Consider the following 13,726-nt stretch of genomic DNA (forward strand, 5'->3'; position numbering starts at 1 on the left):
CCGGGCGGTGAGGCACATCACGGGGCTGTGGCCGCCCCGTATCGAGGCATGGCCGGACAGGGTTGTCCGGCCGGTATCGGGTTCACCTTCACTCGTAGAGGTAGCAGCGCACGAAGTGGTTGTCGGCAAGCTTGGTGATGGGTGGCAGCGCCTCCTTGCAGCGGGGCATTGCCTGATTGCAGCGCCCGGCAAAGGGGCAACCGCAGGACTCCGGTGTCCAGAGCGGGATCTCCCCCTTGCGGCCCCCCTCCAGCTCGGCGTGGATACTCTTCTCCGGGTCGGGCACCGCCGAGATGAGCAGCTGGGTGTAGGGGTGCTGCGGGTGGTGCAGGATCTCGTCCACCTCGCCCCACTCCACCATGTGCCCCACATACATCACCGCCAGATCTTCCGCCACATAGCGGGCGGTGGCGATGTCGTGGGTGATGTAGAGCATGGAGACGCCGAGCTCGTTCTTCATCTGCTCCATCAGGTTGAGGATGCCGATGCGAATGGAGACGTCGAGCATGGAAGTCGGCTCGTCCGCCAGCACCACTTCCGCCTCCACCGCCAGATTGCGGGCGATGTTGACCCGCTGGCGCTGGCCGCCGGAGAGCTGGTGCGGATACTTGGCCGCCGTTGCTTTGGCGGGGGTCAGGCCGACCTTTTCCAGCAGGGCGTAGACCATGTCGGGCAGCTCTTTTTTGTCGATCACCTTGCTGTGCAGCAGCAGGGGACGGGCGATGTGGTGATAGATGGTGTGGGTCGGGTTGAGCGAACCGAACGGATCTTGCCACACCATCTGCACGCTCTGGCGATAGTCCAGCAGGGCGGTGCCCTTGTTGAACTCCTCCAGATCGTGGCCGCGATAGAGAATGCGCCCGGCACTGAGCTTGTACATCTTGGCGATGATTTTGGCGATGGTGCTCTTGCCGGAGCCCGACTCCCCGACCACCGCCAGGGCGCGGCCCCGGTGCAGGTTGAAGGTGATGTCGGAGAGCGCCCGCATCTTGCCACTCTTGATGGCATTGGAGTTGATGGGGAAGTCCTTGTAGAGGTGCTGGACTTCGATGATGGGTGCATCGGTTTTGGCGATTTGCATGACAGACATCCTTAACAGCCAGCGGCCTTGTCCAGATAGATCACGGAATCTTGTTGCAGTCCCTGCTCCTCATAGAGGTGGCAGGCGGTCTGTTGCCCGGGGCGGATCTCGGCCAATCTGGTGTACTCCTGACGGCAGCGATCGTGCACCTTGCCGCAGCGTGCCTGAAAGCGGCAGCCGACCGGCACCTCCAGCAGGTTGAGCGGGGTGCCCGGGATCCCCTCCAGCACCTTCTTCGGCCCGTGCAGGGGCGGGAAGGAGTTGCCCAGCCCTCTGGTATAGGGGTGCAGCGGCGCGGTCAGGATCGCCTTGGAGGGGGCGACTTCCACCAGTTCACCGGCATACATGATGCCGATGCGATCGCAGAACTCCACCATCAGGGAGAGGTCGTGGGTGATGAACAGAATGGAGAAGTTGAACTTCTCTTTCAGGGCATAGACCTTCTGCAGGATCTCCCGCTGTACCACCACATCGAGCGCCGTGGTTGGCTCATCCATGATGAGCAGCTCGGGGTTGAGCGCCATGGCGATGGCAATCACCAGCCGCTGGCGCATGCCGCCGGAGAACTGGTGCGGGTAGTCCTTGAGCCGGCTCGGGTGGATATCGACGATGGTGAGCAGCTCCTGGGCGCGCTTGATCGCCTCGTAACGGGTCATGCCGGGGTTGTGGGCCAGCAGCACGTCGCAGAACTGCTCCTCCATCCGCAGCACTGGGTTCAGGGCGTTCATGGCGGACTGGAACACCACCGACACCTGTTGCCAGCGGTAGGAGCGCAGCCGCTCGTCGTTGTAGTGGAGGATGTTCTCCCCCTTGAACAGGATCTCGCCACCGCTGATGTAGGCGGGCGGCTTGTGCAGCCGGGCCACCGAGAAGGCGACGGTGGATTTGCCGCAGCCCGACTCACCGGCGAGACCGAAGATCTCGCCCTGTCTGATATCGAAGCTCACCGAGTTGACGGCGCGCACGTCGCCATTTTCGGTGATGTAGTCAACGCAAAGATTGCGTACTGACAGCAGGGGATGCTTGTTCATGCTGTCTTCTCCTGTGCTGTGGCAATCGGAGTTGTGACCGGCGCCGCGAGTTTCTTCCAGCGGCTCAACCCTTTGTGGGAGCGCAGCTGCGGGTTGGCAATCTCGTCGATGGCGAAGTTGAGCAGGGCCAGACCGGCACCCAGGGTGGCGATGGCAAAGCAGGGGGCCAGGATCTCCCACCAGGCGCCGACCAGAATGGCGCTGGAGGTCTGGGCGTTGTAGAGCATGATGCCCCAGCTCACCACGGTCGGGTCGCCAAGCCCCAGGAACTCCAGGGTCGCTTCGGTGACGATGGCGTAGATGATGGAGCCGATGAAGCTCACCCCGATGATGGAGATAAGGTTGGGCAGGATCTCCACCAGAATGATGCGCCAGGCCGGCTCGCCCAGCACTTCTGCGGCGATGACGAACTCCTTCTCGCGCAGGGCCAGGGTCTGTGCGCGGATGACCCGCGCGCCATAGGCCCAGGAGGTCAACCCTATTATCACGGCAATTACCGCCGGTGACGCCTCCCCGATAAAGCTTGCCAGCACCAGTAGCAAGGGGAGGTTGGGGATCACCAGCACCACGTTCATCAGGAAGGTGAGGCACTCATCCACCAGACCCCCGAAGTAACCGGCGGTGATGCCGATGGCGACGGCCAGGGTGCAGACCAGCAGGCCTGCACTGAAGCCCACCAGCAGCGAGATACGGGCGCCGTTGGTGAACTGGGCCCAGATGTCGTGGCCCATGCGGGTTGAACCCATCACGAACTCGGCACTGGGCGGCTGGTGCGGGCGAGCCACCCGTTTGGTCGGCTCGTTGCTGGCCAGAATGGGGGCAAATATGGCCATCAGTACGAAGGCAACCACGATGGCGAGGCCACAGGCAGCCTTCTTGTTGCCCAGCAGGATTTTGAGAATGGTCGGCATACGCATCTTATTTGCCTCCTGTACGCAGACGGGGATCCAGGAAGACGTAGAGCACGTCGGCCAGGAAGTTGAAGCTGAGCATGGTGATGGTCATGATGAGCAGCTGCCCCTGAATGAGCGGGTAGTCGCGGGCCAGAATGCCCTGATAGAGGGTCAGGCCCAGGCCGGGATAGTTGAAGATCACTTCGGTGATGAGGGAGCCACCGATGACGAAGCCGAGCGCCATGGAGAGGGCGGTGACGCTGGGCAGAATGGCGTTACGGGCGCCGTAGTTGAAGATCACCCGGTTGCTGGAGAGCCCCTTGGCCTTGGCCATGGTGATGTAATCCTCGCCCAGCAGGTTGATCATGTTGTTGCGCATGGTGATGAGAAAGCCCCCCACCTGTACCACGGCCAGAGTCAGCACCGGCATGATGGCGTGGGTCATGATGCTCTTGATGTGCTCCCAGCCCCAGTCAGCCTTGATCTCCGGGCTGTAGGCGTAGCCGATGGGCAGCCATTCGAGGCTGACCCCGAACAGGAACAGGGCGAGCAGGGAGACCACCACCGGCGGAATGGCCTGCATCACCAGGGTGAGCGGGGAGAGAATGCTGTCCATCCGGCCGCCGCGATACCAGGCGGCGAAGATGCCGACGATGGAACCGAGGGAGAAGCTCAGGATGGTGGAGGTGCCGACCAGAAACAGGGTCCAGCCGATGGCACGGCCCAGCACGTCAGAGACCTGCTGCGGGTAGAAGCGCACCGAGGTGCCGAGATCCCAGGTGAAGACACTCTTCACATAGGTGAGAAACTGGGTGCCGATGGGGCCGTCGACAAAGCCGAAGGTGGCTTTGAGGGCTTCCAGGGCGGCGGGTTCCATCATGGCGCCAGCGCGGGCAAACATCACGGAGACAGGATCCCCTGGCATGGCACGGGGTAACAGGAAGTTGATGGTGGCGGCTACCAGAAAGGCAACCAGATAGAAGGAAAAGCGTCTCAGTATGAATCCCATGATAGTACCTTTTACTGCAAGTCTGCCCCGCGTCGGGTATAGCGAGCCCAACCCCGGCGGTGCCGGGCAAGAAAGGGGTTAACGGGGAAGATGGCCCCCCGCAGGGGGCCGGGATTGTTTAGCTGTTTGGCTTGAGGGACAACACGTGCAGCAGACGCTCAGGGGTGTCCGGGTGGAGCTGAGGTTTGGCTACCGGGTTATCAGCACTGAACCAGCCGTTGAAGCGCTTGGTGCTGTACTCGTACCAGGTCGGGTTGTTGAAGACCGGAATGATGGTCTGGTTGGCACCAACACGATCCTGGATGGCGAACATGATCTCCTTCTGCTTGGCCGCATCGGCGGTCTGGGTGAAGTCATCGATCAGCTTGTCGAGCTCGGGATCCTTGTAACGAGGCGCGGCGAAGCGGTTGCCACGGTCGCCCATGTTGCGGGAGTGGAACGCAGTCTCGAAGTACTTGTGCGGGTTGGCACCGGCAAAGTAACCCTGCAGAGCGACGTCGAAGTCACCGGTGATCAGGTTCTCGGTCCAGACGGTCGCTTCCGGGGTGGCGGTCTTGGCGTTCAGGCCCAGCGCCTGCAGTCCTTCTACACCAATCTGAACTGTGTTGACCCAGTCGGTCCAGCCGTTCGGTACCAGTACCTTGAACTCGATCTTTTTGCAGCTCGGGGTGTCGAGGAACTTGTCGCCGTCACAATCCTTGTAGCCTGCCTCTTTCAGCAGGGCCTTGGCCCCTTCCAAGTCGAACTTGTTGTACTTGCCGTACTTCTTGTCCACTTCCGGGTTGTTCCAGGAGTCAAAGGCTTTGCCCAGACCTGACGGGTACTCGTTGACGGTAGGGTAGCCGTAGCCTGCGATATCCACCATGGACTGGCGGTCCATCGCCATGGAGAAGGCGCGGCGGAAGTTGATGTCGTTGAAGGCTTCGTTATTGCCCAGGTTCTTGGTCTGGAAGTTGACGTTGAACGCCACGGTACCGGAGGCCGGGAACCAGTATTTGTTGTTCTTCGGATCGTTGCCGACGTAGAGGCGCTCGATATCCGGTACGAAGGAGCCGAACCAGTCGATGTCACCCTTCATGACAGCTGCCAGCACCTGGTCGTTGGTGGCCATCTGCGGCATACGCAGACAGTCGATGGCGAGGTTGGCGTTATCCCAGTAGTGCGGGTTGCGGCACTGGGTATAGAGCTGGGCGGAGAAGTTGTCCACTTCGGTGAAGGGGCCAGTACCAACCGGCTTGTCGTTGGTGAAGGCAACCGGATCTTTCACCGATTTCCACTGATGCTCCGGCACTATGGGTACCAGCACCAGATCATTCACCACGTTGGTGTTGACCTCGGTCAGGTCGAATTTGACCTTGTTGGGGGCCAGCTTCTCGACGCTCTTGATCTGGGTCCAGATTGAGCGCTCATCCAACGCTTTGTTGGCCTTGACCAGATTGAAGGAGAAGATGATGTCATCGGCATCAAAGGCTTCGCCGTCAGACCACTTCACGCCGTCACGCAGATCGAAGGTGACGGATTTCAGGTCATCGCTGAACGCATAGTTGGTGGCCAGACGATAGACGGGTTTGCCCCCTTGCATATCGTTGAAGATCACCAGCGGTTCATAGATGAAGTGACGGGTGGTGTGCAGCAAGCCCGCTTGCAGGAAGGGGTTGAAGTTCTTGACCCAGGCGGTTTCCTGCTGTGCGACCATGGTCAGCACGGTTTTGTTTTCTGCGGCCATGGCGTTACCGGCGGCACCGGCAAGCATCATGGTTCCCAGCATTACAGCGGTAGAGATTTTGGATACTTTGGCAAGCATATGTTTTCCTTTCTTATTTTTTGGCATTCCCGAGGGTTCGCCTTGTTTTGTGTGAGCACCGGTTTCGCATGCTGATGAAATCGGCCCTCTGTGTTGGTCAGGTGTCTAACCTTTGTCGTTCTGTTTTCCAACGCCCTAAGCAAACCAGAATTAACAGGAAAACAACAACTATTGATTTCGTTGTTTTCGTAAAAATTGACGGTGTTACGTCAATCTCGTCAAAATGCTTTTTTATCTGTTTAGAATCATTGGTTTGCGTTATTTGCTCTCGCGTAGGAAGTGGTTGTGAAAATGGCGTATATGACAAATTTGTGAATTGGATCTGCTCTCGGTTTCGGGGTCGGGCGGGGCTTTGTTTTGCATAAAAAGAAACCAGATTGCCAATTGTGATCCGGCGCCCGTTTAGGGCGCCGTGTCACGGCTTGCGGTTGGCGAGTTGACGCAGGGTCTGGGCGCTGTGCTGCAACTGCTGGCGCTGGTGGTCATTGAGCGGGCAGTGGCCCAGCACATACTCGGTGGTGGCCACTACCGTCTTCCAGCGTGGCGACTTGGGCAGGGTGTCCAGACTCAGGTATTTGTCGAGGGTACGGGTCTGCGGGCTGGATCTGTCCATATAGACCCGCCACAGCTTGCTCTTCTCTGCCAGCACGATTTTGCCCTTGCCGGTCCCCTGCTGCCAGGCATCCAGGGTGAGCTGCATGGTCTCTACCAGCGCCCGGCGCAGCGGCTCGTCATCCTGCTGGCGAATGAGGTCGTCGGCCAGCGAACGGAACTCGCCACCCAGGCGGCTCAGCTCGCCCAGCAGCTGTTCATCTTCGATGATGGCTTGCCGCGAGAGGTTCTTGAGGGCGTTCTCCAGCGCCATTACCCGGTTCTCATCCTGACGCAGCTCGGTACTCAGAGTGAGGGCGAAAGCGGCCTGTCCTCCGAGCGCGATGGGCAGGGCACGGGCGTTGAGCACGTCCTTCTGCCCGGCCACCAGAAACTCCAGATTGTGTTCCCGCTCGCTGGCAAGATCGGGCCACTGCTGTTGCAGCGGGGTGGCGAGCCACTCATTGAGGGGCTGCCCCTCCATGGCTTCCGGCTCCTGTCCCAGCAGGCGCGCCAGTACCCGGGAGGCAAACAGCACTATGCCCTGCTCGTCGATAAAGATCATGGGGTCGGCCCCTTCACCGAGCAGGGCCAGCAGGCGCTGCTGATCCTGATGCAGCCGCTCCTGCAGGGTGAGGCGATGTTCGATCTCCTGCTTCAATAGCCGGTTCTCTACCAGCGAGGCGCGTCCGGCCTTGGCCTCGAGCAGCGCCTTGACCCGGGCAAACAGCTCTTCTTTGCAGAAGGGTTTGACCAGATAGTCGTTGGCACCGGCCCCGAAGCCCTCCTCGATATCCTTGGGCTGGTTGAGGGCGGTGAGCAGCAGCACCGGCAGCATATCTTTCGGGTGTTGCTGGCGCAGGCGACGGCAGACGTCAAAACCGGAAAGGGTCGGCATCATCACATCGAGCAGGATGAGGTCCACCGGCTCCTCAGCCAGCTTGACCAGCGCATCGTGGCCGTCACTGCTGGGCAGGATGCGGTAGCCGCAGGGCTGCAGCAGATGGCGCAGGATGTGCAGGTTGATGGGCTCGTCATCCACCACCAGAATGAGCGGCGCACCCTCGGGGGGAGGGGGCAGATCGTCGCTCTCCCAGTCCGGCAGGATCAGCGGTTGCTGGCGCACCAGCTGATGCTCGATCTGGCGGCTGTCGAGAGTCAGATTGGCCGCTTTGCCGGTGGCAAGGGGCAGGGTAAAGGCGAAGGTAGAGCCAACGCTCGGCTCGCTCTCGACAAACAGCTCGCCCCCCATCAGGTGCACCAGCTGACGGGTGATGGAGAGACCAAGGCCGGCCCCCTGCTTGCTTACCTCCGGGCTCATCTGCACCAGCGGCTCGAAGATATGTTCCAGATGATCGGGGGCGATGCCGATGCCGGTATCCGTGACCTTGATGCGCAGGAAGTTGTTCTCGACGATAGCACTGAGCACCACCTTGCCCTGCGGCGTGTACTTGATGGCGTTACCCACCAGGTTGTAGAGCACCTGTTCGAGCCGCTGCTCGTCGGCCAGCACCGGCGGCAGTTCGGCCGGGCTGATATCCACCAGAGTGAGGGGTTTGGCCTGCACCAGATGCTGGCAGAGATCCAGCACCAGCCGGATAACCCCTTTTGATGAGACGGGTTGTGAGTGGATCTCCAGCTGGCCGTAGCGCATCTGGTGGTAGTCCAGCAGATCGTCAACCAGACGGGCCAGGCCGTCGGCGCTCTTGATGATGAGGCCGAGCTGTTTTTGCTGCCCTTCGGTCAAATCCTGCTGGCTGGCGAGCATCGACTCGGCCATCCCCTTGATACCGTGAATGGGAGTGCGCAGCTCGTGGGAGGTGTTGGCCAGCAGTTCATCCTTGAGCTTGTCCGCTTGCTGCAGGCTGAGGTTCTGCTTGTGGGTCAGCTTGACCTGCTGCTGCAGCTCCTGGGTCTGCTGCTCGATCAGTTCGATCTTGTCTTTCACCGAGCGCTGCATATGGCGAAACGCTTCGGCCAGCCGGTCGATATCATCGCCGGTGCGCTCGATGGCGATGGGGTGATCCAGCGCGCCGTCGGCCACCTGCTCGGCCGCTTCGGTCAGGGAGCGCAGCGGCGCCGTGATGGAGTGGGATAGCCAGCGGGAGAAGAGGATCAGCAGCAGTACCGAGCCCGCCCCCAGCACAATCACCAGAGTTTCCAGCTGGCGGATCGGGGCATAGGCTTCCCGGGTGGAAATCTCGGCGATAAAGGCCCACTCGGTGTCGAACACCTTCACCTGGGTGTAGGCGGCCAGCACCTCGTCATCCTGATAGGAGTGGAACAGCCCGACCCCCTGCTCGCCGGAGAGCGTCTTGGTGATGAGGGGCGTTTGCAGTGGACGGAAGTTGGGGCTGAAGCTGTTCTCGACGCTGAACTCCGGTGCCAGCCAGGCATCGGCGCGCATCCGCTTGTCGGGGCCGATCAGGATGGTCTCGCCGGTCTCGCCCAGCCCCTCCCGCTCCGCCATGATCTGGTTGAGCTTGTCCGGCAGCAGCTCGAAAATTACCACACCGCGCACATAGTCGTACTGCATCACGGGGGCCGCCATGTAGGCAACCACCTGCCCGGTCAGCTCGTTGCGGCCAAAATCGGTGAACTCGAAGATCTGCTGCGGCTTCTGGCCACCATCGAGGCGGCGTTTGATCTTGGCGAAGGTCTGGCCCAAGCCACTGCCCTGATAAGGTCCTGAGAGCAGATTGGTGGCAAAGTTAGGGTGCTTGGTGACCGAATAGACCACATCACCGTTGAGGTCCACAAGAAAGATGTCGCTGTAGTTGGACTTGCGCACCATGTCGGCATAGCCGCGATGAAAGCGCTGGTGCACCCGGTCATACATCTCGTCGGCGAGGATCAGCGCGGTGATGGAGGGTTCGATCTCCACCTGACTGTCCGGTTTGCGCAGTTGATCCCAGGAGCCGGGCAGATAGCGGGCCTGGGCACGGCTGCGGGCCTCCTGCGGTGTGGTGCCCAACTTCTCGAAGGCGCCGGTAAAGCCATAGAAACGGCCGATACTGTTGCCGGCAAAATCCTGCTGGGAGAAGTTGATGATCTGCTCTTTGAGGTTGTTGAAGTAATCCTCGAGCTGACTCTTCTTGATATTACGAACGGAGACCAGATGGTTGGAGGTCTGGGTGGTGAGATCCTTGCCGTGGCTGTATAGGAAGAAGAGGGTGATGACCAAAAAGGGCACCATGCCCAACATGAAAAAAGCCAGCATTAACTGCGGCCTGAGCCCACGAAGCGTGAAGATCCATTTCATCTTGTGATTTTCAATTGAGAATCCGGTTATTAAGCCGCTCAAGTCTCGAACGAAAGCGTAATCATTTCAACGACTTTATCCCAAATTCGCTTGGTGGGTCACAGCTGACTGGAGAAAAATGCAGCAAGGCGTTTAAACCCTGAGCAAACAGTCTGCATCAGGGCTTAAATTGCGAAAAAGGGGTTGTGCTGGCGCTCGTGGTACGTATAATGCGCCTCGTTGTCAGGCAACTGGCACGAAAGCAGTAACGCGGGAATAGCTCAGTTGGTAGAGCACGACCTTGCCAAGGTCGGGGTCGCGAGTTCGAGTCTCGTTTCCCGCTCCAATTTTCCATCGCACCAACGATGGAACTCACTTTCAAGACAATCAGTCTTGTCAGCATGGCGCGTTAGCAAAGCGGTTATGCAGCGGATTGCAAATCCGTTTAGTCCGGTTCGACTCCGGAACGTGCCTCCATATTTTCTCTGTTTATCTCAATCATCACTCTTCGAGTCTGAGCCTTGGTCAGTATCCTTGCTGTACCAGTAACTGTTCGCAGCCAGCCTGTTTCCACTCCCGCTCGAGATAGTGGCTCACATCCGCCATGTTTTGCCCCCGATATTGAAACTGCACCTCGGCACTGTGCTGGTTGAGATCCGCAATCCGTTGCTTCAGCGTGCCGCATTGCCACAGACTGACGGTGGGCACGCCCCGTTCGGCCAGCACGATGGCATCTTCCCGATTCAGTTGCCACTCCTCCAGTTGTGCCCGTGTCAGGGCAACCATCAGCACCAGCAGTGCCACTTCCGGCAGTTTCATGCGTGTCTCCCTACTGCATGTTTTTCCCCTGATAACTGTGGCAAAGCGCACGATTTTCGCAAGTTTGTTAACTGTTGGTTAATAACGTAACCCGTTTTCAGTATTTCCCGTTTTTCACCATTTTTTTATAAAAAAATGCGTTGGTGATGTAGTAATCCTACATGGAGTGGGGTAATCTTTGCTCAGTGGTCTTACCAGTAAGGAGTTACATCATGTTTCATCCCTTTTCCCTGACTCAGATTATTCTTCGTCGCATTTATGTATTGCTGGTGGGCATTCTGGCTTTCCCCGTGATGCTGTTTCGCAGCGATCGTGCCCGCTTCTACAGCTATCTGCACCGCATCTGGAACAAGACCAGTACCAAGCCGGTCTGGCTCAAGATGAGCGAACGTGGCGAGCGGATCTTCTACTAAACCCCATTCGCACCATGTGCAAAAAGAGACAGCCAAAGCTGTCTCTTTTTTTATCTGCTTGCTGCAACTCCTGGCTCCCAACACCACTCAGATTGTTTATTTCTTGTTTCTTTAAAGTTGCATCCAGCCCTGCCTGTTGGCGGGGCTTTGTTATGTCTGATGCATCTCTTTTGATGGAAGCAGTGAAGAAGATTAACGGGATGAAAGCACCATATGGCACTTTCCTCGTTCATTAATGGGTGGTCGTCGAGAAATTTTCAATGATGAAATAGCTGTTTAAAATCAATTGATTGAGTGTCTTTCTTTGGGTTTTTTTAACTCTTTTTGTGTTTTTTTTGAAAGGGAATATCCCGTTTGCCGGTTCTATTGCAGGTACCCGGTTGCGACAAATCGGGGATATCAGCGACATCCAACGACATCAAAAGGAACATGAACATGAATGTTAAAAAAAGTACTGCTATCGCTTCCGCCATGACCGGTCTGCTGGCGCTGGGCGCCCAATTTATCGCGGCGCCAGCCATGGCTGCCGATGAAAAGGAGAAGTGCTACGGCGTGGTCAAGGCCAGCAAAAATGACTGTGCGACCAAGAGCAGCTCCTGCGCCGGTACTGCCAAGGAAGATGCTCAGGGTGATGCCTTTGTGGTGATGCCCAAAGGGCTGTGCGAGAAGCTGGTCGGCGGTTCGCTGCAACCCAAGTAAGAGACATCGGGCAGGGGATGGCCAACGGGCCGCCCCCTGCATCTTCTCTGATTGGTGAAAGTGAGTCTTGCGATGAACCCTTTGATTGGTATCGGATTACGCTCTCCCCATTACGACGAGATCCGGCAAACCCTGCCGGCAGTCGGTTGGCTGGAGGTGCATAGTGAAAATTACTTCGAACGGCACAGCCACTGTTTTCAGGTGCTCGCCGAACTGGCGCAACACTACCCCGTCAGTCTTCACGGCGTTGGCATGTCCCTCGGTTCTGCCGACCCGCTCGATCCGCACCATCTGCTGCAGTTGTCGACACTGGCCGCGGCGATAAAACCGGTACGGATCTCCGAACATCTCAGCTGGGGCAGCATTGGCGGGCGTTACTTCAACGATCTGCTGCCGGTGCCCTATACCCGAGCCTCCCTGCGCAACATGAGCGACAAGATCCAGCAGGTACAACAGACCTTGGGTTGCCGCATGCTGATTGAAAATCCCTCCTCCTATCTGCAACTGCCCGGGGAGATGAGCGAGTGGGAATTTCTGGCCGAGCTGCAGCAGCGCAGCGAGTGCGGCATTCTGCTCGACCTCAACAATCTCTATGTCAGTGCTTTCAATCACGGTTTCTCTTGCGATGAGTATCTGGCGGCGATCGATCTCGCCACCGTCGGGGAGATCCATCTGGCCGGTTATACCGAGAAACAGCTGCCGGAAGGCTCTCTCTATATCGACACCCACAGTGCCCCTGTGGTGGCACCGGTCTGGGAACTCTATCGCCAGATCTGCCGCAAGCAGGCCATTCCCACCCTGATTGAGTGGGACCTCGAGATCCCGCCGCTGCCGGTCTTGCTGGCAGAGGCGGCGCAGGCCAGCGCCATTCTGGATGAGGCGTGCGCCATGAGTGCGCCACGGGAGGTGGCCCATGGCTGAACTGGCACAGCTGCAACAGCATTTTGCCGATGGTCTGCTGGGGGCGCCTGACGCCATTTCCCCTCACATCAGCTCCCGGCTCTTTTCTGCCGAGTCTGTGCTGCAGGTCTATCGCAACCACTTCATCCTGAGCCTTGGCGAGGTGCTGGCGAGCAGTTATCCCGCCGTCAAGGCCATGGTCGGGGATGACTTTTTTGCAGCGGCGGCCCGTGGCTTCGTATTGGCCGAGCCGCTCAGGGAAGGGAGCGTCATGCACTATGGCGCCGGATTTGGCCAATGGTTGGCCCGCTTGCCGACTACAACCGGACTGCCCTGGCTGGAGGAGTTGGCGCAGTTCGAATGGCTGCTTGAGCGTGCCAGTCTGCTGCCGCTGGAATCCCGCTGCTGGCCAGCCGAGCGTCTGGCCGCATTATCGCCGCAACAATGGGAGCGGCTGCGACTCTTGCCAGCCACGGATCTGCTGCTGGTTGCCAGCGATTATCCGGTACTGGCCCTGTGGCAGATGGCACTGCACTGTGGTGAAGCTGTGGAGGTGCTTGATGCCCCTGTCTGGCTGGCATTGAAGAAACAGCCGGATTGCCGGGTTGCCCCCTTGCCCCTGACGGCGGGTGAGTGGGCGCTGCTACAGGGATGTCTCGCTGGTACGGCGCTGGTTGAGCTGCTTGCGGCCGACCCTGCGGCCAGTGAACATCTCACTCGCCTGATAACCCTTGGTCTACTGGTGGACATGGAGGTAATGCCATGATGGCAAACAAATGGCTGGCGCTGGCCAGCTCGAGTGGTGATTTGCCGCGCTGGAGCGTCGCTGGTGTGCTGTTGCTGGCGCGGCTTTGGGTCGCCTCGGTTTTTTTCACTTCAGGCTGGCTCAAGCTGACGGCGTGGGATTCCACCCTCTATCTGTTTGAATCCGAGTATCAGGTGCCCCTGCTGCCCTGGTTGTGGGCTGCTTATCTGGGTACGGCGACCGAGCTGCTGTTGCCGCTCTTCCTGCTGGCGGGGCTTTTTACTCGCCCGGCCGCCTTGCTGCTGTTTGGCTTCAATATCATGGCGGTGATCTCCTACCCGACCCTCTGGGCGGGTGGCTTTTACGATCACCAGCTGTGGGGATGGATGCTGCTGACCCTGATCATCTGGGGCGGCGGTGTGCTGAGCCTGGATTATTGGCTGACTCGTCGCAGCCATTGATTTATCAGTGATTTACCCAATGACAAAGAGCGCCACAAG

12 protein-coding genes and 2 tRNA genes are annotated in these 13,726 nt (G+C 58.8%); 7 read left to right on the forward strand and 7 right to left on the reverse strand.

What is annotated here, in order from left to right; genetic code table 11:
- Positions 1 to 88: 88 nt before the first annotated feature.
- From WBR25_RS05460 to WBR25_RS05485, 6 genes are all read right to left on the reverse strand, one after another.
- Positions 89 to 1,081: an ABC transporter ATP-binding protein gene (locus tag WBR25_RS05460; protein ID WP_005353824.1), complete on the reverse strand. Its 993-nt coding sequence runs from the start codon at positions 1,079 to 1,081 to the stop codon at positions 89 to 91.
- Positions 1,082 to 1,092: 11 nt separating this feature from the next.
- Positions 1,093 to 2,112, reverse strand: coding sequence for an ABC transporter ATP-binding protein (locus WBR25_RS05465; protein WP_005334876.1), 1,020 nt, complete (start codon positions 2,110 to 2,112; stop codon positions 1,093 to 1,095).
- Positions 2,109 to 3,029, reverse strand: a complete 921-nt coding sequence (locus WBR25_RS05470) for an ABC transporter permease (RefSeq protein ID WP_447836856.1) — start codon at positions 3,027 to 3,029, stop codon at positions 2,109 to 2,111. Before WBR25_RS05470 ends, WBR25_RS05465 begins: the two co-directional genes overlap by 4 nt.
- A gap of 1 nt (position 3,030) precedes the next feature.
- On the reverse strand, positions 3,031 to 4,014 hold the full coding sequence (locus WBR25_RS05475) for an ABC transporter permease (protein ID WP_005334871.1): 984 nt from the start codon (positions 4,012 to 4,014) through the stop codon (positions 3,031 to 3,033).
- A 118-nt stretch (positions 4,015 to 4,132) separates the two neighbouring features.
- Positions 4,133 to 5,818, reverse strand: coding sequence for an ABC transporter substrate-binding protein (locus WBR25_RS05480; protein WP_479749533.1), 1,686 nt, complete (start codon positions 5,816 to 5,818; stop codon positions 4,133 to 4,135).
- Between the two features lie 415 nt (positions 5,819 to 6,233).
- Entirely contained in the window at positions 6,234 to 9,671 is a 3,438-nt protein-coding gene (locus tag WBR25_RS05485; protein ID WP_479749534.1) for an ATP-binding protein, read from the reverse strand.
- Positions 9,672 to 9,920: 249 nt separating this feature from the next.
- Here WBR25_RS05485 and WBR25_RS05490 point away from each other — a divergent pair.
- Both WBR25_RS05490 and WBR25_RS05495 read left to right on the forward strand, forming a co-directional pair.
- Positions 9,921 to 9,996: transfer RNA gene (locus WBR25_RS05490), tRNA-Gly, on the forward strand.
- A gap of 57 nt (positions 9,997 to 10,053) precedes the next feature.
- Positions 10,054 to 10,127, forward strand: a tRNA-Cys gene (locus WBR25_RS05495).
- Between the two features lie 48 nt (positions 10,128 to 10,175).
- On the opposite strand, the gene WBR25_RS05500 is transcribed toward WBR25_RS05495, so the two are convergent.
- Positions 10,176 to 10,469: a hypothetical protein gene (locus WBR25_RS05500; RefSeq protein WP_005347702.1), complete on the reverse strand. Its 294-nt coding sequence runs from the start codon at positions 10,467 to 10,469 to the stop codon at positions 10,176 to 10,178.
- A gap of 212 nt (positions 10,470 to 10,681) precedes the next feature.
- On the opposite strand from WBR25_RS05500, the gene WBR25_RS05505 reads away from it, so the two are divergent.
- The 5 genes from WBR25_RS05505 (at position 10,682) to WBR25_RS05525 (ending at position 13,687) form a co-directional block, all read left to right on the forward strand.
- Positions 10,682 to 10,882: a YbfA family protein gene (locus tag WBR25_RS05505; RefSeq protein ID WP_005334863.1), complete on the forward strand. Its 201-nt coding sequence runs from the start codon at positions 10,682 to 10,684 to the stop codon at positions 10,880 to 10,882.
- A 435-nt stretch (positions 10,883 to 11,317) separates the two neighbouring features.
- Positions 11,318 to 11,581 (forward strand): BufA1 family periplasmic bufferin-type metallophore, encoded by a 264-nt coding sequence (locus WBR25_RS05510; RefSeq protein WP_005334862.1) that lies wholly within the window; start codon positions 11,318 to 11,320, stop codon positions 11,579 to 11,581.
- A 72-nt stretch (positions 11,582 to 11,653) separates the two neighbouring features.
- Entirely contained in the window at positions 11,654 to 12,502 is an 849-nt protein-coding gene (gene bufB / locus WBR25_RS05515) for an MNIO family bufferin maturase (RefSeq protein ID WP_129503516.1), read from the forward strand.
- On the forward strand, positions 12,495 to 13,247 hold the full coding sequence (locus WBR25_RS05520) for an HvfC/BufC N-terminal domain-containing protein (RefSeq protein ID WP_129503517.1): 753 nt from the start codon (positions 12,495 to 12,497) through the stop codon (positions 13,245 to 13,247). Before bufB ends, WBR25_RS05520 begins: the two co-directional genes overlap by 8 nt.
- The gene (locus WBR25_RS05525; RefSeq protein WP_129503518.1) at positions 13,244 to 13,687 is read left to right on the forward strand and encodes a DoxX family protein; all 444 of its coding nucleotides are present in this window, start codon (positions 13,244 to 13,246) and stop codon (positions 13,685 to 13,687) included. The genes WBR25_RS05520 and WBR25_RS05525 overlap by 4 nt, the downstream gene beginning before the upstream one ends.
- Positions 13,688 to 13,726: the final 39 nt, after the last annotated feature.

This window comes from Aeromonas sp. MTB (assembly GCF_056632455.1).